The organism is Streptomyces sp. MGP-P1, from assembly GCF_057766565.1.
Map to the genome: position 1 here is coordinate 500,641 of NZ_JBYMEM010000006.1, position 23,072 is coordinate 523,712.

At 71.0% G+C, this 23,072-nt stretch carries 19 protein-coding genes, 2 tRNA genes and 1 pseudogene; 13 read left to right on the forward strand and 9 right to left on the reverse strand.

Translation table 11 applies throughout. The features are described 5' to 3' along the window. Window positions 1-72 precede the first annotated feature (72 nt). The 4 genes and pseudogenes from AC3CH1_RS17975 to AC3CH1_RS17990 all read left to right on the forward strand — a co-directional run bounded on the left by AC3CH1_RS17975 (window position 73) and on the right by AC3CH1_RS17990 (window position 3,899). Window positions 73-696 (forward strand): M48 metallopeptidase family protein, encoded by a 624-nt coding sequence (locus AC3CH1_RS17975; protein ID WP_488463866.1) that lies wholly within the window; start codon window positions 73-75, stop codon window positions 694-696. A gap of 120 nt (window positions 697-816) precedes the next feature. Beyond that, window positions 817-2,432: pseudogene (locus tag AC3CH1_RS17980) on the forward strand (TerD family protein). An 11-nt stretch (window positions 2,433-2,443) separates the two neighbouring features. Next, window positions 2,444-3,124 carry an AIM24 family protein gene (locus tag AC3CH1_RS17985; RefSeq protein ID WP_097935650.1) on the forward strand — a complete coding sequence of 227 codons (681 nt, stop codon included), beginning with the start codon at window positions 2,444-2,446 and terminating at the stop codon, window positions 3,122-3,124. Window positions 3,125-3,143: 19 nt separating this feature from the next. Beyond that, the gene (locus AC3CH1_RS17990) at window positions 3,144-3,899 is read left to right on the forward strand and encodes an AIM24 family protein (protein ID WP_488463867.1); all 756 of its coding nucleotides are present in this window, start codon (window positions 3,144-3,146) and stop codon (window positions 3,897-3,899) included. Window positions 3,900-3,975: 76 nt separating this feature from the next. Here AC3CH1_RS17990 and AC3CH1_RS17995 read toward each other — a convergent pair whose 3' ends face one another. Then, window positions 3,976-4,515: an NUDIX hydrolase gene (locus AC3CH1_RS17995; RefSeq protein ID WP_488463868.1), complete on the reverse strand. Its 540-nt coding sequence runs from the start codon at window positions 4,513-4,515 to the stop codon at window positions 3,976-3,978. After that, on the reverse strand, window positions 4,512-6,011 hold the full coding sequence (locus AC3CH1_RS18000; protein ID WP_488463869.1) for a zinc-dependent metalloprotease: 1,500 nt from the start codon (window positions 6,009-6,011) through the stop codon (window positions 4,512-4,514). The genes AC3CH1_RS17995 and AC3CH1_RS18000 overlap by 4 nt, the downstream gene beginning before the upstream one ends. 190 nt (window positions 6,012-6,201) lie before the next feature. Between AC3CH1_RS18000 and AC3CH1_RS18005 the strand changes: the two genes are divergently transcribed. The 3 genes from AC3CH1_RS18005 (at window position 6,202) to AC3CH1_RS18015 (ending at window position 9,436) form a co-directional block, all read left to right on the forward strand. Then, window positions 6,202-7,353 carry an SDR family oxidoreductase gene (locus tag AC3CH1_RS18005; RefSeq protein WP_488463870.1) on the forward strand — a complete coding sequence of 384 codons (1,152 nt, stop codon included), beginning with the start codon at window positions 6,202-6,204 and terminating at the stop codon, window positions 7,351-7,353. Between the two features lie 106 nt (window positions 7,354-7,459). Then, entirely contained in the window at window positions 7,460-7,921 is a 462-nt protein-coding gene (locus AC3CH1_RS18010) for a molybdenum cofactor biosynthesis protein MoaE (protein WP_488463871.1), read from the forward strand. A 399-nt stretch (window positions 7,922-8,320) separates the two neighbouring features. After that, complete coding sequence (locus AC3CH1_RS18015) at window positions 8,321-9,436, forward strand: YlbL family protein (RefSeq protein ID WP_488463872.1); 1,116 nt, start codon at window positions 8,321-8,323, stop codon at window positions 9,434-9,436. Window positions 9,437-9,484: 48 nt separating this feature from the next. Here AC3CH1_RS18015 and AC3CH1_RS18020 read toward each other — a convergent pair whose 3' ends face one another. Continuing rightward, window positions 9,485-10,045 (reverse strand): PPA1309 family protein, encoded by a 561-nt coding sequence (locus AC3CH1_RS18020; RefSeq protein WP_488463873.1) that lies wholly within the window; start codon window positions 10,043-10,045, stop codon window positions 9,485-9,487. Window positions 10,046-10,180: 135 nt separating this feature from the next. Between AC3CH1_RS18020 and AC3CH1_RS18025 the strand changes: the two genes are divergently transcribed. The 4 genes from AC3CH1_RS18025 to AC3CH1_RS18040 all read left to right on the forward strand — a co-directional run bounded on the left by AC3CH1_RS18025 (window position 10,181) and on the right by AC3CH1_RS18040 (window position 15,779). Beyond that, a complete protein-coding gene (locus AC3CH1_RS18025) occupies window positions 10,181-13,216 on the forward strand; it encodes a UPF0182 family membrane protein (protein ID WP_488464430.1) in 3,036 nt (1,011 codons plus the stop codon). A 42-nt stretch (window positions 13,217-13,258) separates the two neighbouring features. Continuing rightward, window positions 13,259-13,332, forward strand: a tRNA-Met gene (locus tag AC3CH1_RS18030). A 226-nt stretch (window positions 13,333-13,558) separates the two neighbouring features. Beyond that, on the forward strand, window positions 13,559-15,622 hold the full coding sequence (locus AC3CH1_RS18035) for a tetratricopeptide repeat protein (protein WP_488463874.1): 2,064 nt from the start codon (window positions 13,559-13,561) through the stop codon (window positions 15,620-15,622). An 83-nt stretch (window positions 15,623-15,705) separates the two neighbouring features. Continuing rightward, window positions 15,706-15,779: transfer RNA gene (locus tag AC3CH1_RS18040), tRNA-Met, on the forward strand. 100 nt (window positions 15,780-15,879) lie between these two features. On the opposite strand, the gene AC3CH1_RS18045 is transcribed toward AC3CH1_RS18040, so the two are convergent. Further along, window positions 15,880-16,299 carry a Fur family transcriptional regulator gene (locus AC3CH1_RS18045; RefSeq protein WP_361325496.1) on the reverse strand — a complete coding sequence of 140 codons (420 nt, stop codon included), beginning with the start codon at window positions 16,297-16,299 and terminating at the stop codon, window positions 15,880-15,882. Between the two features lie 170 nt (window positions 16,300-16,469). On the opposite strand from AC3CH1_RS18045, the gene AC3CH1_RS18050 reads away from it, so the two are divergent. Continuing rightward, window positions 16,470-17,939 carry a catalase gene (locus AC3CH1_RS18050; protein ID WP_488463875.1) on the forward strand — a complete coding sequence of 490 codons (1,470 nt, stop codon included), beginning with the start codon at window positions 16,470-16,472 and terminating at the stop codon, window positions 17,937-17,939. Window positions 17,940-18,066: 127 nt separating this feature from the next. Here the strand turns inward: AC3CH1_RS18050 and AC3CH1_RS18055 are convergent, their stop codons facing one another. Both AC3CH1_RS18055 and hisN read right to left on the reverse strand, forming a co-directional pair. Beyond that, window positions 18,067-18,465 carry a CBS domain-containing protein gene (locus AC3CH1_RS18055; RefSeq protein ID WP_488463876.1) on the reverse strand — a complete coding sequence of 133 codons (399 nt, stop codon included), beginning with the start codon at window positions 18,463-18,465 and terminating at the stop codon, window positions 18,067-18,069. Window positions 18,466-18,666: 201 nt separating this feature from the next. Then, complete coding sequence (gene hisN, locus AC3CH1_RS18060; protein ID WP_382238841.1) at window positions 18,667-19,467, reverse strand: histidinol-phosphatase; 801 nt, start codon at window positions 19,465-19,467, stop codon at window positions 18,667-18,669. A 124-nt stretch (window positions 19,468-19,591) separates the two neighbouring features. On the opposite strand from hisN, the gene AC3CH1_RS18065 reads away from it, so the two are divergent. Next, window positions 19,592-20,209 carry a TetR/AcrR family transcriptional regulator gene (locus AC3CH1_RS18065; protein ID WP_488463877.1) on the forward strand — a complete coding sequence of 206 codons (618 nt, stop codon included), beginning with the start codon at window positions 19,592-19,594 and terminating at the stop codon, window positions 20,207-20,209. On the opposite strand, the gene AC3CH1_RS18070 is transcribed toward AC3CH1_RS18065, so the two are convergent. The 3 genes from AC3CH1_RS18070 to aroA all read right to left on the reverse strand — a co-directional run bounded on the left by AC3CH1_RS18070 (window position 20,166) and on the right by aroA (window position 22,982). Further along, entirely contained in the window at window positions 20,166-20,489 is a 324-nt protein-coding gene (locus AC3CH1_RS18070; protein WP_010061553.1) for a DMT family transporter, read from the reverse strand. The genes AC3CH1_RS18065 and AC3CH1_RS18070 overlap by 44 nt on opposite strands. Window positions 20,490-20,609: 120 nt before the next feature. Beyond that, window positions 20,610-21,626: a ribosome small subunit-dependent GTPase A gene (gene rsgA / locus AC3CH1_RS18075; RefSeq protein ID WP_488463878.1), complete on the reverse strand. Its 1,017-nt coding sequence runs from the start codon at window positions 21,624-21,626 to the stop codon at window positions 20,610-20,612. A gap of 3 nt (window positions 21,627-21,629) precedes the next feature. Beyond that, window positions 21,630-22,982 (reverse strand): 3-phosphoshikimate 1-carboxyvinyltransferase, encoded by a 1,353-nt coding sequence (gene aroA, locus AC3CH1_RS18080; RefSeq protein WP_488463879.1) that lies wholly within the window; start codon window positions 22,980-22,982, stop codon window positions 21,630-21,632. Window positions 22,983-23,072: the final 90 nt, after the last annotated feature.

Below are 23,072 nucleotides of genomic sequence, written 5' to 3' on the forward strand. Positions count from 1 at the left end.
GCCGTGGTGCAGATCGCGCCGACCGTTCCCGGGGGCGGGACTACCCCTACGGACAGCGGGTAACGTCGTGGCGTGTCCGCCGACCCGTCGTCCGGCTTCGCCGGGGAGACCCCCGCGCCCAGTGCCGGAAGCCATCAGCGCGGCGCGGCAGCCCATGCGGCCCGCGCTTCGGCGACGAGCGCGGTCGAGGTCCGCAGGAGCACCCGGCGCCGGAAGTCGGTCTCCGCGTACCGCGAGGGCGACCGCACGATCGTGCTCATCCCCGCCCGGATGTCAAAGGCGGAGGAACGACGCTGGGTGGGCGTGATGCTGGACAAGCTCGCCGCCCAGGAGAGCAAGCGCGTCCTGGGTGACACCGAACTCGTCGAGCGTGCCGGGCGGCTGTCCGCCCAGTATTTCGACGGTCGCGCCAGGCCCGTCTCGGTGCGCTGGGTGACCAACCAGAACACCCGCTGGGGTTCGTGCACCCCTGCCGAGGGCAGCATCAGGCTCTCGCACCGTCTGCAGGGCATGCCGGAGTACGTGGTCGACTACGTACTCCTCCATGAGCTGGCACATCTGCTCGTTCCCGGACACGGTCCCGGGTTCTGGCGGCTGCTGGAGGCCTATCCGCGCACCGAGCGCGCCCGGGGTTACCTGGAGGGCGTCGTGGCGGCCGGGCGGCTGCCCCACCTGCCCGCCGCCCGCGAGGAGTGACCCGGGCCGGTCGCGTTCGCCGATTCTGTACCGGGTGTGTACCGGCTTGGTCGGATGTCGTCCTTTGCGGTTAGCCTGACGCGACGCATTTACCTTCGGGATGGGGGACGGTCGTTACGCATGGCCAGGGAATTCCAACGCGGCCACAAGGCCAAGATCAGTGATCTCACGGCAGGGACGGATCTGTACGTAGGCGTGCAGATCGCGGCCCCGGGGCTGACTTTCGACATCAGCTGCTTCGGCCTCGACGCCCATGAGCAGCTCTCCGACGACCGGTACTTCATCTTCTTCAATCAGCCGAAATCGCCCGAGGAGTCCATTCAGCTCCTCGGCGCGCAGTCCGGTGACACCGAGTCCTTCCGCGTCACGCTCGACCGCATTCCGGCAGCCATCCAGAAGCTCTCCTTCACCGCGACGCTCGACGGTTCCGGGCAGATGTCGCAGATCGGCCCGGGATACATCCGGATCGTCGCGGGCGGCGAGGAAGTGGTGAGGTACGCCTTCACCGGGTCGGAGTTCACCACCGAGCGCGCCGTGATGCTCGGTGACTTCTACCTGAAGGACGTCTGGCGCTTCGCCGCCGTCGGCCAGGGCTTCGACGGCGGTCTCGACGCGCTCCTGAAGAACTTCGGGGGCGAGGTCGCCGAGGAAGAGGCGCCGCCCGCCGCCGAACCGGCCGCCGCTCCGGGATTCGCCCCGCCGGCCCAGGCCGCGGCGCCCCCGCCTTCGGCGCGCCGCCCTCGGCCCAGGCCCAGCAGCCCGCACCGGCCTTCGGCGCCCCGTCCGCGCCCACGCCGCCGCCCGCACCGCAGCAGCCGATGCACGCGGCGCCGACGATCGCGGCGCCGCTCGCTCCCCAGACGCCGCAGGCGCCCCACGCCCCGTCCCCGTACGGCCAACCCCAGCAGCCGCAGCAGCCCCAGTTCGGCCAGATCCCCGGCCAAGGCGCACCGCCCGCCGCTCCCTTCGGTCAGCACGCCCCCGCCCCCTACGGTCAGCCCGCGCCGGCCCCGTACGGCCAGCAGCCCCCCGTCGGGATGCCGCAAGGCGTGCCCCAGGGAGTGCCGGCCACGGGCGCGGGTCTCCAGGCGGCTCTGCAGCCGTACAAGGAGACCGCGACCGGGCAGCGCTGGACCCCGCAGAACCAGCAGCTCATGCGGGTCGACCTGACCATGGGCGGTTCCGGGGTCCTGGCACGCCAGGGCAGCATGGTGATGTACCAGGGCAAGGTGGACTTCGGCTACAAGAGCGCCGGATTCGTCGGCCGCGCCGTGGGCAACGCCACCGGCCAGGAGATGCAGCTGATGCGCTGTACCGGCCGCGGCCAGGTCTTCCTCGCCGAGGAGGGCTCGCACCTGCACCCGATCGAGCTGCAGGGCGATGCCATCTGCGTCTCCGCCGAGAGCGTCCTCGCCTTCGACGAATCCCTCCAGTACGAGGTCCGCCGGGTCGAAGGGCACGGGATCCCCGGCGGCGCCCTGTTCACCATGCAGTTCCAGGGCACCGGCACCGTGATCGTGAAGACCCACGGCACCCCGGTCGTCCTGCCGGTCACGCCCACCACCTTCGCCGACTGCAACGCGGTGGTGGCCTGGTCGGCCGCCTCCCAGGTGATCGTCTCCAGCCAGGTCCGGCTGCGCCGCAACGCGTACCCCGGCCACAGCGGGGAGACCGTGAACCTCCAGTTCCGGGGAGCCCCCGGCAATTTCATCGTCGTCCAGCCCTACGAGGTCTGAGGGAGCCCGTCATGAACCAGCAACTCGCGGGCTTCGCCCCGACCCCTGTCACGGCCCGTATGGAGAACCACGGCAAGACCATGCTCAAGGTCGCCATGGCCTCCGGGCAGGACCTCTTCGCGCGCACCGGCTCGATGGTGGCGTACGAGGGCTTCATCCAGTACGAGCCCAACCCGCCCGCCGCCCGGCAGATCGCCTCCCAGTGGATCACCGGCGAGGGCGCGCCCGTCATGAAGTGCTCCGGCGACGGACTGCTCTACCTCGCCGACTACGGCGCCGACGTGGTCGTCATCAACCTCGACAACGACTCCATCTCCGTCAACGGCACCAACCTCCTCGCCTTCGACGCCCACCTCACCTGGGGCGTCGAGAAGGTCAAGGGGCTCGCCAAGTTCGCCGGACAGGGCCTGTGGAACGTCGTCGTCCAGGGCACCGGGTGGGTCGCCATCACCTCGCGCGGCACCCCGATCGTCGTCGACTGCGGACGCGGTGAGGACGAGACGTACGTCGACCCGGACGCGCTCGTCGCCTGGTCCCCGAACCTCAAGGTGAAGGGCAAGCGGAGCTTCAAGGCCGGCTCGCTGATCGGCCGCGGCAGCGGCGAGGCGTACCAGATGGCCTTCTCCGGCCAGGGCATCGTCGTCGTCCAGCCCAGCGAGGACAGCACGGACCGGCTGCGGATCCGGAACTGACGGGGAGGGAGAACACATCATGCAGAGTCCGCTTTTCAGCCACACCGAGCAGCAGACCCAGGACCGCTACGCGATCCAGAACCCGCAGCTCCTGCGGGTCTCGCTGACCGGCCACGACGACGTCCTCGCCCGCAAGGGCGCCATGGTCGCCTACCAGGGCCTGATGGACTTCGACGGGGAGTACCAGTCCCAGGACCGGCGTCGCGCCCGCGCGAACACCGGCGAGGGCCTCGACCTGATGCGCGTGTCCGGCCAGGGCACCGTCTACCTCGCCAACCTCGCGCAGTACATCCACGTCGTGGACGTCGACCGCGAGGGGATGACCGTGGACAGCTCCTACGTCCTCGCGCTCGACTCCTCGCTGCACACCGAGGTCATCGCGGTGGACAGCCAGTACGGGATCTCCGGCAGCGGCAAGTACCAGCTCAACATCTCCGGCTCGGGCAAGGTCGCCCTCATGACCTCGGGCCAGCCCCTGATGATGCAGGTCACGCCCGAGAAGTACGTCAACGTCGACGCGGACGCGATCGTCGCCTGGTCCAGCTCCCTGCGTGTGCAGATGCAGGCCCAGACGCACTCCTCGGGTGTCTTCAGGCGCCGCGGCAACACCGGAGAGGGCTGGGAGCTGAGCTTCCTCGGCCAGGGCTTCGCCCTGGTCCAGCCGAGCGAGGTCATGCCGCCGCAGAACGCCCAGATCGGCCAGGGCGCCCGCGCCCAGTTCGGCGCGGGCCAGCAGGGCTCCCACGGCCAGAACCAGAACAACGCCTGGAACTGACCCGCACCCGCAAGCCGAAGCAATAAGGGGCGGCCTCTCGGAGGCCGCCCCTTACGCACATCCCTGCGGCCCGCCGCTACAACCGGGACCGCGTTGCCGCCAGCAGACGCACCACGGACGCGTCGGCCACCCCCGGCACGTCCGCGTAGCCGAACCAGCGCAGCTCCAGGGACTCCTCGCTGATCCGCTCCGCCGCTCCGGGCGGGGCCAGCGCGGCGTACTGCACATCGAGGTGCCGGTTGCAGGGAGCCGGAATCGGGTGCCGGTCCAGCCGGACCGGTCCGCCGGGCAGCAGGGTGAGCCCCGTGATGCCGGACTCCTCCGTCGCCTCACGGATCGCCGCCGCCTCCAGGGTGACGTCCCGCTCCTCGCAGTGACCGCCCATCTGGAGCCACATCCGCAGCTTCCGGTGCAGGGTCAGCAGAACCCTCTCCCGCTCCGGATCGATCACCAGGGCGCCGGCCGTGACATGCCCGGCCCCGCACGCCTTCCACATGCCGTCCTCGTGCTGTGCCAGGTGATCCAGGTAGGCCTGACGCAGCTCCGCCTGGTCACCGGCCTCGTCCCCTTGGGCATAGCCCTTCAGTACGAGAACGGCGTCGTCGCGCAGGGTCACTGGTCGCGGCCGTCCTTGCCCTCGTCCGTACCCTTGTCGTCGCCGTCGCCGTCGCCGTCGCCGTTGCCCTTGCCGTCGTCCTCGCCCTCGACGGGCTTCGGCTTCGCCTCGTCCTCCGCCGCGGGCTTCCGCGAGCCCTTCGCCGCCTCGCCGAGCATCTTGTCCAGCTCGGAGAAGTCGGCCTGCTCGTGATGGACGAAACCGTCCGGGTCGTCCAGGTCGTGGGCCGTCGGCAGCATGTCCGGGTGGGCCCAGAGCGCGTCCCGGCCCTCCAGACCCCGGGCGTCCGTGAGCGAGGCCCACAGGCGCGAGGCGTCCCGGAGCCGGCGCGGGCGCAGCTGGAGACCGATGAGCGTGGCGAACGTCTGCTCGGCCGGTCCACCGGAGGCACGGCGCCGGCGCATCGTCTCGCGCAGCGCGTCGGACGAGGTCAGCCGGGACTTCGCGGCCTCGTGGACCACCGCGTCCACCCAGCCCTCCACCAGCGCGAGAGCCGTCTCCAGACGGGCCAGGGACGCCTTCTGCTCGGGCGTGTCCTCCGGCTGGAACATGCCCTGCTGAAGGGCGTCCTGCAACTGCTCCGGCTGGGAGGGGTCGAACTGGCCGACGACGTCCTCCAGCTTGCTGGTGTCGACCTTGATACCGCGGGCGTACGCCTCGACAGCACCGAACAGATGCGACCGCAGCCATGGCACATGGGCGAAGAGCCGCTGGTGAGCGGCCTCGCGCAGGGCCAGATACAGCCGCACCTCGTCCTGCGGGACGCTGAGGTCCTTGCCGAACTTCTCCACGTTCAGCGGGAGCAGCGCGGCCTTGCCCGCCGGCCCCAGCGGCAGCCCGATGTCGGTGGAACCGACCACCTCACCGGCCAGCACGCCCACGGCCTGCCCGATCTGCTGGCCGAACATGGCGCCGCCCATCGACCGCATCATGCCGATCAGCGGGCCCGCCATGGCCTGCATCTCCTCGGGCAGCACATCGCCCATCGCCAGGCCCACCCGCTCGGCCACCGGGTCGACCAGCTGCTGCCAGGCCGGCAGCGAGGCCTCGACCCACTCCGCGCGGCTCCACGCCACGGTGGAGACCGAACCGGACGGCATCGACGTCACACCGTCCAGCCAGAGATCGGCCAGCCGCAGCGCCTCGTCGACCGCAGTGCGCTCGGACGGGCCCACACTGGCGTCCTTGGAGCCGTCCGGGGCGCCCTGCGAGACCGTCTGGCGGGCGATCTGCTTGGCCATGTCCCAGTTCACGGGACCGCCCTCGTAGCTCAGCATCTGACCGAGCTGCTGGAAGGCGGCACCGAGATCGTTCGGATTCATCGAGCCGAACATCGCGGCGAACGGGTTGTCCCCGCCCGCTCCCGGACCGAATCCGAACGGGCCTCCGGGCCCGCCCGCGCCCTGCCCACCTTCGGTGGGGTCCTTCTTCTTGCCCTCGTCGCCGTTCTCCGGCTCCTCCGGCGGAAGGCCGAATCCGAATGGGGTGTCACTCACGGGTTTCCTCGGCTCGTAGGGCCGCCGGCTCGAACCGACGGCGACTGCCCGACATCACCATCCAGCGTAGACACCACGCCCGCTTCGGGCCTCAGTGCTCCGCCGACTCCCGGCCTGCGGCAGGATGGACGCCACCTGGTACGTACGCGTCATTCGGGTACGTACTGAAGACAACCGCTGGAGACGCCCGGTGAGTTCCCCAGATCCGCAGGTTCGCGCAGCGCGAAACCTGACCGACCCCTCGCCCGAGAGCACACCCGAGACGAAACGCCCCAGGACCCCCAGAAACCGGGGCCCCGTCGTCGCGGTCACCGGCGCCGCCACCGGCATCGGCGAACTGCTGACCGCCCACCTCGCCGCATCCGACGCGATCAAGCAGGTCATCGCGATCGACGAGCGCCGGGGAGACGTGTCCGAGGCGACCTGGCATATCCTGGACGTACGCGATCCGGCGATCGCCGAGAAGCTGCGCGGCGCGGACGTCGTCGTCCACCTGGCCCTCGACCTCGACCTGGAGACCGACCCCGCGGCCCGCACCGCGTACAACGTACGTGGCACCCAGACCGTGCTCACCGCCGCGGCGGCCGTCGGGGTCCACCGGGTCGTGCTGTGCACCTCGGCGATGGTCTACGGGGCGCTCGCCGACAACGACGTGCCGCTCTCCGAGGACGCGGAACTGCGGGCCACCGCCGAGGCCACCGGCGTCGGCGACCTCCTGGAGATCGAGCGGCTCGGCCGCCGGGCCCCGCGCGCTCACCCGGGGCTCAATGTCACCGTCGTGCGCCCCACCGTCCTGGTCGGCGGCACCGACACCGCCCTGACCCGCTACTTCGAGTCCCCGCGCCTCCTGGTCGTCGCCGGATCGCGCCCCACCTGGCAGTTCTGCCACGTCGAGGACCTGGTGACGGCGCTGGAGTACGCCGCCCTGGAGAAGATCGACGGCGAGTTCGCGGTCGGCTGCGACGGCTGGCTGGAGCAGGAGGAGGTCGAGGAGCTCAGCGGTGTGCGCCGGATGGAGCTGCCCTCCGCCGTGGCACTCGGGGCCGCCGCCCGGCTGCACCGGATCGGCCTCACCCCGTCCCCTGCGGGTGACCTGGCGTACACGATGCACCCCTGGGTGGTCAGCGTCAGCCGGCTGCACGACGTGGGCTGGCGGCCGAAGTGGACGAACGAGGAGGTGCTCGGCGCCCTCCTCGAAGAGGTCGAGGGCCGCCACACGCTCGCCGGGCGCCGCCTCGGGCGCAAGGACGCCACCGCCGCCGGAGCCGCCGGAGCGACGGTCGCCCTGCTCGGCGCGGCCGCCGTGGTGCGCCGCGCCCGCAAGGCCCGCCGCCGCATCTGACCGCGCAACGGCGCCCGTGGCCCTGTAGGAGGCTCCAAAGCGGCCGGTCGGCCGCCGGAAGAACAGGCAATTCCGGGATGTCGGAGCCGTACGGCACGATGGGAGCATGGCACCCACCCACGACCATCCCGGCGAGCACGCGGCGGCCGACCCCATCCGGCTGCTGGCGATCCGGGACACCCCGCTCTCCGTCGACGAGGTCTTCCGCGCGGTCGGCGACGACGCGGCGGGCGGCATCGCGCTCTTCGTCGGCACCGTGCGCAACCACGACGCGGGACAGGACGTCGGCGCGCTCGGCTATTCCTGTCACCCCACGGCCGAGGACGAACTGCGCCGAGTGGCGGAGAAGGTCGTCGCCGACCACCCGGTCCGCGCACTGGCGGCCGTCCACCGAGTGGGTGAACTGGAGGTGGGCGACCTGGCCGTGGTCGTCGCCGTCGCCTGCCCGCACCGCGCCGAGGCCTTCGACGCCTGCCGCAAGCTCATCGACGACCTCAAGCACGAGGTTCCGATCTGGAAACACCAGCGCTTCTCGGACGGCACGGAGGAGTGGGTCGGAGCCTGCTGAGCGCAAACCGGACCGGAGCGCATCCGCCCCGATTTGCGTAATGGCACCCCCGCCATGAGCGTTGGTCTTCCGGATCGTTAATCTGCTGATCGGGCATCCGGTCGCTCATGGGGTAGGGAGGTCGTGATGGCGGCACTCGCTTGGCTGTTGATTCCACTTTTCGCTGCTGTCGGTGGTGCGATATGGGCGAGTTGGGCTGCCCGCAATCGTACGACCGGCGATGTCACCGAACTCGCCGGCTACGCCAGGTTCCGTGACGCGATGGAGAAATCGCACTCCGGTTCCGGGGCTCTCTGAAGACCGACGCACGCCGCGTGACCACCTTCCGCCGCGTTCCGGTCCCCCCGTACGGACCGGCCCCGGCGGTGCACTGACAGGCCCTTCCCGTACTGTCGTTCCATGCCACGCAGCACCGCGACGATGCTCGCCTCCGCCCTCGTCCTCATCGCGCTGCTCTGCGCAGGCGTGCTGGTCAAAGTGCCGTATTCGGAGATGTCCCCCGGACCGACGGTGAACACGCTGGGCGACGCGCGTGGCGAGCCCGTCCTGCAGATCTCCGGTCGCAAGACGTACCCGGCATCCGGGCACCTCAACATGACGACGGTCCGCGTCACCGGGGCGGACTACCGGATGAACATCTTCGAGGCGGTCTACGGCTGGCTGGCCCACGACAGCGTCGTGGTGCCGCACGACACGCTGTACCCGGACGGCAAGACCGAGGAGCAGTCCACCCAGGAGAACGCCGAGGAGTTCAGCCAGTCCCAGGAGAGCGCCAAGGTGGCCGCCCTGAAGGAGCTGGACATCCCGGTCGCCACGCAGGTCGTGGTCTCCACGGTGGTCAAGGGCAGCCCCTCCGAGGACAAGCTGCACGCGGGCGACGTGATCAAGGCAGTCGACGGCACCGTGGTCAAGGAGCCCGGCGACGTCGCGAAACTCGTCACCAAGCACCAGCCCGGCGAAGACGTCACCTTCACCATCATCCCGGCGAAGACCGCCGCCGCGGCCGAGAAGGCCGGGCGTGCCCCCGAGGGCGGCGAGGAGATCACCATCAGGACCGCGAAGGCCCCCGCCGCCGAGGGCGACGGCGCGGAGGGCGGCAAGGACCGGGCGATCGTCGGGATCAGGGCAGGGACGGACCACACGTTCCCGTTCGAGATCGACATCAAGCTCGCGGACGTCGGCGGACCGAGCGCCGGCCTGATGTTCTCCCTCGGCATCATCGACAAGATCACCCCGGGTGACCTGACCGGCGGCAAGTTCGTCGCGGGCACCGGCACCATCGACGAGGCGGGCACGGTCGGCCCGATCGGCGGCATCAACATGAAGCTGGTCGGCGCCCGGAACGCCGGCGCCCGCTACTTCCTCACGCCCGACGACAACTGCGCGTCGGCCGCCGCCGACACGCCCGGCGGGCTCACCCTGGTGCGGGTCAAGACCATCGAGGACGCCACGAAGTCGATGGAGCAGATCCGTACGGGGAAGACCGCGGGTCTGCCGAGCTGCTCGACCGGCTGACGGCCGCGCCGCCCGGGAACCGTACGACGGCCCCGGGCAGCGGCCCCATCAGGACTCGAACGTCGCCGCGAGCGCCTCGGCGAGGCCGGGCACCAGACCGGCGCCGGTCAGAACCTCGGTGGGGGAGTCCTTCTCGCGCAGCCGTACGGCGGACTCGCGGGCCCCGTCCCGCAGGACGGCCACGGTCATCCGTACCTCCTGCCGGTCGGGGTGCTTGGCGACCCACTGGGTCAGCTGCTTGTCGTTCAGACCGTCCGGCACGGAGGTCTCGGCGGACGGCGGCAGCATCAGCCGCTCCACCGTCATGGCGCAGCCGACCACGGCGTCGGGCCAGGCGATCGTGCCGAGGAAGTCGTCGAGCGCGGTGCCCGGCGGGAGTTCGTCCTGCTCGACCGGGGTGAGCGCGGCGACGGAGGAGCTGGGGTCCTCAAGACCCAGCTGAACGGCGAGAGAGGGCTCCTGGACCCGCAACTGCGCGGTGTCGACCAGGGCGAACAGCCGGGCGGGCTGGTCCCAGCCGAGTTGGGAGGCATAGGCGTCGATTTCGAGGACGGCGACGGTGAGCGGACTCGCGGCCATCGGGGGTCCTGCGGGGGAAACGTTGGGCATGGGCAATATCCTGCCTCCTTCCGCCCCGGGAACGGGAACTAGGTAAAGCCTCAGTAAGTTGCATAGGTGGGCTCTAGGATCGCTGGGCCTGTCCACACGACCGCGAACTACGAGGTGCGCACGTTGGCTTTCCAGATGCCGGACCGCGGCGGAGGCCCGACCGGGCCACGGATCAGAGTCGGCCGCCCGTCCCGGCGCGCCCGTACCCTGCTCATGACTTTGGGTGTCCTGGCGGTTCTCGCCATGGCCTTCGTCATGTTCGCCGGGTTCTGGACGGACTGGCTCTGGTACAGGTCGGTCGCGTATTCATCCGTCTTCACCACCACCCTGTGGACCAAGATCGGGCTGTTCCTCGTCTTCGGACTGCTGATGGCGATCGCCATCGGAGTGAACATCTGGCTCGCGCACCGGCTCCGGCCGCCGCTGAGCGCGATGTCCCTGGAGCAGCAGAGCCTGGACCGCTACCGGATGAGCATCGCCCCCTACAAGAAGTGGGTGCTGCTCGCCGTCACGGCGCTCGTCGCACTGATCGGCGGAGCTTCCGCCTCCGGTCAGTGGCGTACGTGGCTCCTGTACGTCAACGGCGTGCCGTTCGGACAGAAGGACCCCCAGTTCCAGCTGGACGTCGCCTTCTTCGCGTTCGACCTGCCGTGGTACCGCTTCCTGCTGGGCTTCGGCTTCGCGGCGACCGTGCTGTCGCTGATCGCCGCCGCGCTGACCCACTATCTGTACGGCGGGCTGCGCATCACCAGCCCCGGCGCCCGCGCCACCGGGGCGGCCACCGGCCACCTCTCGGTACTGCTGGGCATCTTCGTCTCCCTGAAGGCCGTGGCGTACTGGCTCGACCGGTACGGGCTGGCGGTGAAGTCCAGTGACTTCAAGGCCGCGGACAACTGGACGGGCCTGCGGTACGTCGACGCCAACGCCTACCTCCCGGCGAAGACCATCCTGTTCTGCATCGCGGCCATCTGCGCCGTGCTGTTCTTCGCGACGCTGTGGCGCCGCACCTGGCAGCTTCCGGTCATCGGCTTCGGTCTGATGGTGCTCTCGGCGATCCTGATCGGCGGGCTCTACCCGGCGATCGTGCAGAAGTTCCAGGTCCAGCCGAACGAGCAGGCCAAGGAAGCGGAGTTCATCCAGAAGAACATCAATGCCACACGCGACGCGTATGACATCGATGACGCCACGGTGGACGACTACGAGGGCCAGGCGACGACGGAGGACGACACCAAATTGCGGGCGGCGGCCAACACGGCGGCCAGCTACCGCGTGATGGACCCCAACGTCGTCTCCCCGGCCTTCCAGCAGCTCCAGCAGCGGAGGAACTACTACCAGTTCCCCAAGACGCTGGACGTCGACCGCTACAAGGACAAGGACGGCAAGGAGCAGGACACCGTCATCGGTCTGCGTGAGCTGAACATCCAGGGCCTGCCCAAGCGGAACTGGATCAACGACCACTTCACGTACACCCACGGCTACGGCGCCATCGCGGCCCGGGGCACGACCACCGGGACGAACCCGACGGGGTCCCCGGACTTCAGCGAGTCGGGGCTGCCCACCACCGGTGAGTTCGACAAGTACGAGCAGCGGATCTACTACGGCGAGAACACCCAGCAGTACTCCATCGTCGGCGGGCCCCAGAAGGAGCTCGACTACGAGGAGGACGGTGAGAAGACCACCAGCTACAAGGGCGACAGCGGGGTCAACCTCTCCAACACCTTCAACCGTGCCGCGTACGCGGTCTCCTTCAGCGAGCCGCAGATCATGTACTCGGGAGCCATCGGTGAGGGCTCACGGATCCTGTACAACCGCACGCCCAAGGAGCGCGTCGAGGCGGTCGCCCCGTGGCTGACCATCGACGGCGACGCCTACCCGGCGGTCGTCGACGGCCGGATCCAGTGGATCGTCGACGCGTACACCACGAGCAACGGCTACCCGTACGCGTCCCGGACCACGCTCGGCGACACCACGGCCGACTCGCTGACCACCAACCAGCGCGCGGTCGTCGCCCAGCAGAACCAGGTCAACTACATCCGCAACTCGGTGAAGGCCACCGTCGACGCCTATGACGGCAAGGTCAAGCTCTACGAGTGGGACACCAAGGACCCGGTCCTCAAGACCTGGCGCAAGGCGTTCCCGGGGACGGTCGAGTCCCGCGGGGAGATTCCGCGGGAGCTCATGGACCACCTGCGGTATCCGCAGGACCTCTTCAAGGTGCAGCGCGAGCTGCTCACCCGCTATCACGTCGAGGACCCCGCGCAGTTCTACAGCGGCAGTGACGCGTGGCAGGTGCCGGACGACCCGACCAACAAGGAGCCCGGCTCCGTCCCGCCGTACTACCTGAGCATGAAGATGCCGGGCCAGGACGAGCAGCAGTTCTCGCTGACCACCACGTTCACTCCCAGAGGGCGTCCCAACCTGGGTGCCTTCATGGCGGTGAACGCGGACGCGGCCAGCAAGGACTACGGCGAGATGCGGCTGCTACGGGTCACCTCCACCGTGAAGGGCCCGGGCCAGGTACAGAGTGAGCTCAACGGCAACGACGACGTCGCCGAGTTCGTGAGGAACCTCAAGGGCACCGACTCGGACATCGAGTACGGAAACCTGCTGACGGTTCCACTGGAGGGCGGGTTCCTCTACATCGAGCCGGTCTACACGCGCGGTGGCAACCAGAACTACCCGCTGCTGCGCAAGGTGGCCGCCTCGTACGGTTCGAAGATCGTCTTCGAGAACAGCCTCGGGGAGGCGCTCAACGCCGTCTTCGGGGTCGAGGACGACGGGGCCACGACGCCGCCCGATCCCAGTGAGCCGCCGGGCGAGACCGACGAGCCCCCGGCCACCGGCAGCGCAGCGCTCAAGAAGGCCATCGCGGATGCCCAGAAGGCGTACTCCGACGGCGAGAAGGCGCTGCAGGAGCAGGACTGGCCGGCCTACGGCAAGGCCCAGGAGGCTCTTCAGGACGCCCTGGAGCGAGCCGCCGCCGCGCAGCCCAAGGCGGGCAGCGAGGGGGACAAGGCCGACGGCGCCGAGAAGCCGGCGGGCGACGCCAAGCCGGACAGCTCGGCCGAGCCCGCGAGCGCCGGTAAGCCGACGGACGCGGACACGGCGGATCCGGCGAGGAAGCCGGATGCGGGCGATGGGGCCGAGAAGGGCTCCGACCAGGGCAGCTGAGCAGAGTCCACCCCGCGTCGTGGTACGGTTTGAACACAACGACGCGGGGTGGAGCAGCTCGGTAGCTCGCTGGGCTCATAACCCAGAGGTCGCAGGTTCAAATCCTGTCCCCGCTACTGAAAAGACGAAGGCCCGGATCCCAAGGGATCCGGGCCTTCGTCGTGCCCGTTGTGCGTGCAGGCCGTGTCGGTCCCAAGCTGTGGGCGTGAAGTGCGGTTCGCTGGGCAGCAGTTGCTTCGGAACGTGTTTGACTTGTCTCTCTGTGGGCATGTCGACAAAACGCTGTAGTGACCTTACTGCCCGCGATATACCAGGTGTACGCGGGTTACAGGTGGTGCGACGATGGTATTTATGGGGGACAGGGCAACTCTGTTGGAGACAGGGCGGTTTGTGCAGCAGCGCGGCCAAGATGGGGAAAGCGCGGTAGACGCGGCTTTCGCTGCTGCCATCGCCGGGGTGGGCGCACCGGTCCAGCGGACCGCCGCCATCGACGCGAGCGCCACCGCGAGCGCGTCCGACGAGGACACCACGGACGCGGTCGACGCCGCGGACAGCGCCGAGAGCGAGGCACGCCACCGGCGCGCCGCCGACGCGGGGGACACCGCGTCCATGAGCGTCCTGGGCGCGCTGCTGCTGCGCCGCGGCGAGCTGGACGGCGCCGAGCGGTATCTGCGCGCCGCGACCGCCGACGGGGACCGCGCCGCCGCGAACAACCTGGGCGTCCTGCTGCACCAGCGCGGCTACCCGGACGAGGCCGCCGGCTGGTGGCGCATCGCCGCCGTGGCCGGATCCGCCGCCGCCGCGCACGCGCTCGGCCGGCACTTCCGCGAGCGCGGCGACGAGCCCGGCGCGGAGTACTGGCTGCGCCAGTCCGCCGAGCAGGGCCACGCGCTGGGCGCGTACGCGCTGGCCGACCTGCTGGAGCACCGCGGCGACGTCGGCACCGAGCGCTGGCTGCGCGCCGCCGCCGAACAGGGGCACCGTGAGGCCGCCTACCGGCTGGCCCGCGCCCTGGAGCGGAAGGCCGTCGAGGACCCGCACGAGGCCTTCGGCCTGGGCCGGGGCCCCGCTTCCGGGCGAACCGGAACGGGCCTCGGCCTGCCGGGCGACCCGCCCGCACCCGCCCGGGGCGGACGGACGACGGGCGCCAGGAGCGCGGCCGACGGCGACAGTCCCGTGGCGGGACCCGCCGCCGGCCGGGTCGGCGAGGCCGAGCAGTGGTACCGCCAGGCCGCCGCCCGGGGCCACCGGCGCGCCGCCCTGCACCTCGGCGCGATCCTGGAGCAGCGCGGCGAGCTCAAGGAGGCCGGACGCTGGTACCTCACCTCCGCCAAGGACGGCGAGCCGCGCGCCGCCTGCGCGCTCGGCTTCCTGCTGCGTGACGCGGGCGACGAGGAGAGCGCCGCCGTGTGGTGGCTGCGCGCCGCCCAGGACGGCGACGGCAACGCGGCCAACGCGCTCGGCGCGCTGCACGCCGCACGCGGCGAGCAGCAGACCGCCGAGCGCTGGTACCGGGCGGCCATGGACGCGGGCGACGTCAACGGGGCGTACAACCTCGGCCTGCTCTGTGCCGCCCAGGACCGCACCCCGCAGGCCGAGCAGTGGTACCGCCGCGCCGCGTACGCCGGACACCGCGAGGCCGCCAACGCGCTCGCGGTGCTCCTCCTCCAGGCCGGCGACCACACCGGGGCCGAGCCCTGGTTCTCCAAGGCGGCCGAGGCGGGCAGCGTCGACGCGGCCTTCAACCTCGGCATCCTGCACGCCGGACGCGACGAGGACCGTACGGCGCTGGGCTGGTACGAGCGCGCCGCGGCGGCCGGGCACACCGACGCCGCGCTCCAGGTCGGCATGGCCCTGCTGCGCGACGGCGAGGACCGGGAGGCCGAGCGGCACCTGCGCTGCGCCGCGGGCGGCGGCAGCGCCGAGGCCGCGTTCCGGCTGGCCGGGGTGCTGGACGCACGCCAGCCGCCGCCGGGACCGCCCGCGCTGGGTGAGCCGATGCCGGAGAAGACCGAGTGCGAGGAGTGGTACGAGCGGGCGGCCCAGCAGGGCCACCGCCGCGCCCAGGTCCGGGTCGGCATGCTCGCCGCGGCTCGCGGGGACGGGGAGAGCGCCGCCCACTGGTACCGGGAGGCCGCCGAGGCGGGCAGCCGCAACGGTGCCTTCAACCTCGGGCTGCTGCTGGCCCGCGAGGGCAGCGAGCGCGAGGCCGCCCTGTGGTGGAGCCGTGCGGCGGCCGCCGGGCACGGCCGGGCCGCACTGCGCCTGGCGCTCCTCGCCGCCCGCCGGGGCGAGCTGACCGAGGGGCAGCGCTGGTGTGCCCGGGCGGTGGAGCTGGGCCCGGCCGAGGTGGCGGAGCGGGCCGCGCGGCTGCGCGAGGCGCTGCACCAGGAGCTGACGGCGTAACCGGTGTGACCCCGTGGGGCCCACGGGGCGGCGTGAATGAATTTGCGCCGTCCGACCTGCTGACGTAATGTTGCATTCACCGACGCGGGGTGGAGCAGCTCGGTAGCTCGCTGGGCTCATAACCCAGAGGTCGCAGGTTCAAATCCTGTCCCCGCTACTGAAGACGAAGGCCCGGATCTCATCGAGATCCGGGCCTTCGTCATGTCCGGCGACCCGGGAAGCCGGGCCCGCCCGGAGGCGGGCCCGAAGGGACGGGGTCAGGCGGTGGCGGCGCAGCTCGGGCAGATGCCGCGGTACGTCACCTCGACGCCGGAGACCATGAAGCCGTAGCGCTCGTCCGTCGGCAGGTCCGCCAGCGGGTTGCCCGCCGGGTGCACGTCCCTTATGGCGCCGCACCGGGCGCACACCAGGTGGTGGTGCGGGTGGTGTGCGTTCGGGTCGTAGCGCTTGGCCCGGCGGTCGGTGGAGACCTCCAGCACCTCACCGAGGGACACCATCTCGCCGAGGGTGTTGTAGACGGTGGCGCGCGAGATCTCGGGCAGCCGGGAAACGGCCCTCGCGTGGACCTCGTCCGCCGTCAGGTGTACGTGGTCCCCGTCGAGGACCTCGGCCACGACGCGCCGCTGTGCCGTCATGCGCCAGCCGCGTCCACGAAGTCGTTCCAGCAGGTCGCTCATGCAGCCCAGCCTAACAGTGGGGGAACCGAGTCCCGATCGGGTGTGACTTTGGATGTTCACTTGACTTGGACAATGTCCATTGTAGGATCGAGACCGGCATACGCCAAGGGACAGGCTGTGCGGAACATCGGACCGACGATCGAAGTCGGCCGATCTCGGAAGTGCAGGACATGACGCAGGAGGCGCACGTGACGCAGGGACCGCTCACTACGGAGGCCGGCGCGCCGGTAGCCGACAACCAGAACAGTGAGACCGCTGGCGTCGGCGGTCCGGTTCTCGTCCAGGACCAGGCGCTGCTGGAGAAGCTCGCCCACTTCAACCGCGAGCGCATCCCGGAGCGGATCGTGCACGCCCGCGGCGCCGGTGCGTACGGCACCTTCACGCTGACCCGCGACGTCTCGCAGTGGACCCGGGCGAAGTTCCTCTCCGAGGTCGGCAAGCAGACCGAGACCTTCCTGCGCTTCTCCACCGTCGCGGGCAACCTCGGCTCCGCAGACGCCGCGCGCGACCCCCGCGGCTTCGCGCTGAAGTTCTACACCGAGGAGGGCAACTACGACCTCGTCGGCAACAACACCCCGGTGTTCTTCATCAAGGACGCCATCAAGTTCCCCGACTTCATCCACACCCAGAAGCGCGACCCGTACACCGGCTCGCAGGAGGCGGACAACGTCTGGGACTTCTGGGGGCTGTCGCCCGAGTCGACGCACCAGGTGACCTGGCTCTTCGGCGACCGGGGCATCCCGGCCACGCTGCGCCACATGAACGGGTACGGCTCGCACACGTTCCAGTGGAACAACGAGGCCGGCGAGGTCTTCTGGGTCAAGTACCACTTCAAGACCGACCAGGGGATCAAGAACCTCACCACCGAGGAGGCCGTCCGGCTCTCCGGTGTCGACCCCGACAGCCACCAGCGCGATCTGCGCGAGTCGATCGAGCGCGGTGACTTCCCGTCCTGGACGGTGCAGGTCCAGATCATGCCCGCGGCGGACGCGGCCGGCTACCGCTTCAACCCGTTCGACCTCACCAAGGTGTGGCCGCACGCGGACTACCCGCCGATCGAGATCGGCAAGCTGGAGCTCAACCGCAACCCGCAGAACATCTTCGCCGAGGTCGAGCAGTCGATCTTCAGCCCCGCGCACTTCGTGCCGGGCATCGGGCCGTCCCCCGACAAGATGCTCCAGGGCCGCCTCTTCGCGTACGGCGACGCCCACCGCTACCGCGTCGGCATCAACGCCGACCACCTGCCGGTGAACCGCCCGCACGCCACCGAGGCGCGGACCAACAGCCGGGACGGCTTCCTCTACGACGGCCGTCACCAGGGCGCCAAGAACTACGAGCCGAACAGCTTCGGCGGCCCGTCCCAGACGGACCGCCCGCTGTGGCAGCCCCTCCCGGTCACCGGCACCACCGGCAACACCGAGGCCCCCGTCCACGCCGAGGACAACGACTTCGTGCAGGCGGGCAACCTCTACCGGCTCTACTCGGAGGACGAGAAGAGCCGGCTGATCGAGAACCTCGCCGGGTTCATCGCCAAGGTCTCGCGCGACGACATCGCCGAGCGCGCGATCAACAACTTCCGCCAGGCGGACGGCGACTTCGGCAAGCGGCTGGAAGCCGCGGTCCAGGCCCTCCGCGGCTGACCGGACGCCTGTCGTCGACGGTGGGCCGGATCCCCTCGCGGGGGTCCGGCCCACCGGTCGTTCCTGCGCCGACCGCGCCGACCGCGCCGACCGCGCCGACCGCGCCGACCGGACGCCGGGCGAGCGGTCAGCCGGCGACCGCGACCGTACGCCGGACGGGCGCCCAGCAGCGGATGATGTCGCGCACCGACACGACGCCCACCGGCCCGTCGCCGTCCAGCACGATCAGATGCCGGAACCCGCCGTGCGTCATGGCCTCCGCGGCCTCCTCCAGCGTCCAGGCCGGGGCGGCGAACACCACGTCGGTGGTGGTGTGGGCGGACGCGGTCTCCCGGTCGGGGTCCAGCCCCGATCCGAGCGCGTCGAGGATGTCGCGCTCGGTGAGGATGCCGAGCCCGCAGGTGTCCGGATCGTGGACGACAGCTGCCCCGATGCGGCGGGCCGACATCAGCCGGGCCGCCTGGCGGAGCGTATGGGTGGGGCCGATGGTGAGGACCACCGTGCTCATGGCGTCACGGACGAGCATGTAACGAGCCACCTCCTCGGCGAGCCGACTGCGTGAGTCGATTCACAAGTTCACAAGTGTGGGGACTCTCAGAGTCGCACCCCTGGGGCGGGTCGACAAGGGGTGGGTGAAGTGTGGGGAGGGCGCCCGAAAAGCACACAACGCGCCCCCCCCGGCACGTTTCACGGACCGCACGGTTTCGGACGGGCCCGAGGGGTACGGTCAGTAGCGCTGGTTCAGATAGCCCAGCAGCTCGTCGTGGAGCGGCCCGTTGGAGGCCGCCGCGTTCCCGCCGCCCGGACCGTCCACCCCGTCCAGCGAGGTGAAGCGGCCGCCCGCCTCCTGCACGATGATCGCGGTCGCCGCCATGTCCCACAGCGAGAGCTCCGGCTCCGCGCAGATGTCCACGGAACCCTCGGCGACCATCATGTACGGCCAGAAGTCCCCGTACCCCCGCGTCCGCCAGCAGGCCCGGGTGAGGTCCAGGAGGCCGTCGAGCCGACCCTGCGCCTCCCAGCCGGACAGCGAGGAGAACGCGAACGAGGCGTCGGCGATCCGCTCCACCTTCGACACGTGCATCCGGGTCGCGGAGGTGAGGCTGCGGCCGGTGAAGGCGCCCGCGCCCTTCGCCGCCCACCAGCGCCGGTTCAGCGCCGGTGCGGAGACCACGCCCATCACCGGCTGGAAGCCATCCTCGCCCGCCTCCATCAGCGAGATCAGCGTCGCCCACACCGGTACGCCGCGCACGTAGTTCTTGGTGCCGTCGATCGGGTCGATCACCCAGCGCCGCGGTCCGCTGCCCTCGATCCCGTACTCCTCGCCCAGGATCGCGTCCCTCGGGCGGGCCCGCTGCAGGTGGCCCCGGATCAGCTCCTCGGCGGCCTTGTCGGCCTCGCTCACCGGCGTCATGTCCGGCTTGGTCTCCACCTTCAGGTCGAGAGCCTTGAACCGGTCCATCGTCACCGCGTCGGCGGCGTCCGCCAGTACGTGGGCCAGGCGCAGATCATCGTGGTAGTCGGGCATGGCGTCACAGTATCCAGCGCCGCCGGGCGCGGGCTACAGCGCCCCCGCGCCTCCCGGGACCCTTGACAGCCCCCGGGAGCGCGTCAACTCTGAACCGCAGGGTCCCGGGGCCGGGGAGGCGACGATGCCGACAGCGCGGCAGGCACTGCTGGACGCCGCCCTCAGGGCGCTGGACGAGAGGCCCTGGCGCACGGTGCGCATGGTTGACGTCGCGGCCCTGGCAGGAGTCTCGCGGCAGACCCTCTACAACGAGTTCGGCACGAAGGGCGGACTGGCCGGGGCCCTGATGCGACGGGCCGTCGACGGCTATCTCGCCGGGGTGGACCGTGCCCTGACCGCCCCCGCCCCCGACCGTCCGGCCGCCGTCGCGCTCTGGACCGTGCGGGCCGCCCGCCAGAACGTGCTGGTCAAGGCGCTGCTCACGGGATACTGGGCGGAGGGGCTGCCCCGCCCGGAACACCTGCCGGGCCCCCGGGGAGGTACGGGCGCAAGACCGCTGCCGGCCCCCGAGGAGCTGCTCGGGCTCGTACGGGACCGGATGGCGGCGGTCTCGCCCGGGGCCGCCGCCGGGCGCTGCGAGATCGCGTTACGCCTCGCGCTGTCCTGTGTGATCGTTCCGGTGCCGGGCGACGACGCCGCGGACAGCCGTGCGCTCGGGCTCGTACGGGAAGGGGCGCGGGCCGCGGTTTTGGGGGGTCTCAGTGGGCCGAGCCGGACAGCTGGAGGCCGATCACCCCGATGATCACCAGCGAGATCGACACCAGCTTCAGCGTGGAGACCACGTCACCGAGGAAGATCATGCCGTAGATCGCCGTCCCGGCCGCCCCGATCCCGGTCCACACCGCGTACGCCGGACCGACGTCGAGCTTCTTCAGCGCCAGGGTAAGCAGGCCGAAACTGCCCAGTGCGAACGCGGCGAAGGCGATGGTCGGCCAGAGCCGGGTGAATCCGTGGGAGAGCTTCAGACACACGGCGAAGCCGGTCTCCAGCAGTCCTGCGACCACGACCAGCAGCCAGGGCATCGTCAGTTGCCTCCCGCGTAGGTGACGGCTTCGTCCCGCTCGGTGCGATTATGCCTTTACCGGTCGTTGAAGCTCGCAAACATGCCCGCGCCGCCCGGCCGATTCCGGCCGGACGAGCCGTCAGTCTCCCTCGCGCCGTTCCCGGGTGGCGAGCAGCCGGCGCAGGGAGTCCAGGCGTGCCGGGTCGGCGTGCCCCTCCGCCACCCAGGCGTCCAGCGCGCACTCCGGCTGGTTCTCGTCGTGGGTGCAGCCGCGCGGGCAGTTCTCGGTGCCCGGTTGCAGGTCCGGGAAGGCGTTGATGACCCGGGACGGGTCCACGTGGTGCAGCCCGAAGGAGCGCACGCCCGGGGTGTCGACCACCCAGCCCCGGTCGCCCGGCAGCGGCAGCGCCAAGGCCGAGGTGGTGGTGTGCCGCCCCCGCCCGGTGACCGCGTTGACGATGCCGGTGGTCCGTCGCCGCTCCGGGGGCACCAAGGCGTTGACCAGCGTCGTCTTGCCGACCCCGGAGTGCCCGACGAAGGCGGTGACGCGGTCGTTGAGGAACGCGCGCACCCGGTCCGCCGCGTCCCCGCTCTCCAGCTCCTCGCGGCTGGTCACGATGTACGGGACGCCCAGCGGGGTGTACGCCTCCAGCAGCTTGTCCGGAGACGCCAGGTCCGACTTGGTCAGCACCAGGAGCGGGGTGAGACCGCCGTCGTACGCCGCCACCAGACAGCGGTCGATCATGCGCGGGCGGGGCTCCGGGTCGGCCAGCGCGGTGACGATCGCCAGCTGGTCCGCGTTGGCGACGACGACGCGCTCGTAGGGATCGTCGTCGTCCGCCGTGCGGCGCAGCACCGTACGGCGCGGGGAGATTCGCACGATCCGGGCCAGGGTGTCCTTCTCGCCGGAGAGGTCGCCGACGATGGAGACGGTGTCGCCCACCACGGCGGCCTTGCGGCCCAGCTCGCGGGCCTTCATCGCCACCACGGTCCGGCCCTCGACGAGGCAGGTGAGCCGGCCCCGGTCGACGGTGAGGACCATGCCGTCCTCGGCGTCCTCGTGCTTGGGCCGGATGTGCGTACGCGGCCGGTTGCCCTTGCGGTTGGGGCGGACGCGGATGTCGTCCTCGTCGGGGTTCTTCCCGTAACGGCGCATCTTCTAGGCCCCGAGCATTCCGGTCCACATGTCCGGGAAGTCCGGCAGGGTCTTGGCGGTCGTGCCCACGTTCTCGATCTCCACGCCCTTCACCGCCAGGCCGATGATCGCCCCGGCGGTGGCCATGCGGTGGTCGTCGTACGTGTGGAAGACGCCGCCGTGCAGCGGGCGCGGGCGGATGTGCAGCCCGTCGGCCGTCTCGGTGACGTCGCCGCCCAGTTCGTTGATCTCCTTGGTCAGCGCGGCCAGCCGGTCCGTCTCGTGCAGCCGCAGATGGGCGACGCCGCTCAGCGTGGAGGGGGAGTCGGCCAGCGCCGCGACCGCCGCGATGCCCGGGGTCAGCTCGCCGACCTCGCCGAGGTCCACGTCGATGCCGTGGACGCGTCCCGTGCCGGTGAAGGTCAGCCCGCGCTCGGTCAGCTCGCAGCTGCCGCCCATCGCGGTGAAGATCTCGCGCAGCGCGTCGCCCGGCTGGGTGGTGCGCTCGGGCCAGTCGGGGATCGTGACCCGGCCACCGGTCACCAGGGCGGCGGCCAGGAACGGCTGGGCGTTGGACAGGTCCGGCTCGATCGTCAGGTCCCGGCCGAGCAGGGCGGAGGGGGAGACCCGCCACACATTTGGCTCGCCACCCGTCTCCGGTTCGTCCACCTGCGCGCCGACGGCCCGCAGCATGTCGACGGTCATCCGGATGTGCGGCATCGAGGGGAGCGTGGACCCGGTGTGCCGGAGCTCCACGCCCTGGTTGAAACGCGGTCCCGACAGCAGCAGCGCCGAGACGAACTGCGAGGAGGACGAGGCGTCGATCGCCACCGGGCCGCCCTCCAGCGCCCCGCCTCCGTGCACGGTCAGCGGCAGCGCCCCGCGCCCGTCGTCGTCGATCCGCGCGCCGAGCGCCCGCAGCCCCTCGATCACGCCGGTCAGCGGGCGCTCGTAGGACCGGGGGTCGCCGTCGAAGCGGACCGGGCCGTCGGCGAGCGTGGCGACGGGCGGCAGGAAGCGCATGACCGTGCCGGCGTTGCCGACGTCGATGGCCGCCGGGCCGTGCAGCCCCGCCGGGATGACCCGCCAGGCCTCGCCCGAACTGTCCGGGGAGGCCGCGGCGGACGGGCTGGAGGCGGACGAGGAGGAGACGGTCTCCTCGATCCCGACGCCCATGGCGCGCAGCGCGTCGGCCATGAGCAGGGTGTCGCGGGAGCGCAGCGGGCGGCGCAGCCAGCCCGGCTCGGCGGCCAGCGAGGCGAGCACGAGCGCGCGGTTGGTGACCGATTTGGATCCCGGCACGGTGACGGTCGCGTCGACGGCGCCGCTCGCGTGGGGGGCGGGCCAGAGGGCGGGGTGCACGGAACTCTCGGTCATGGCCTTTACTTTAGTGGCTCCGCGCCGACCCGGATCCTGATCAAAAGGGCGGAAACCGGCCTGTAGTGAAGGGGTGGTACGGACCGCGGC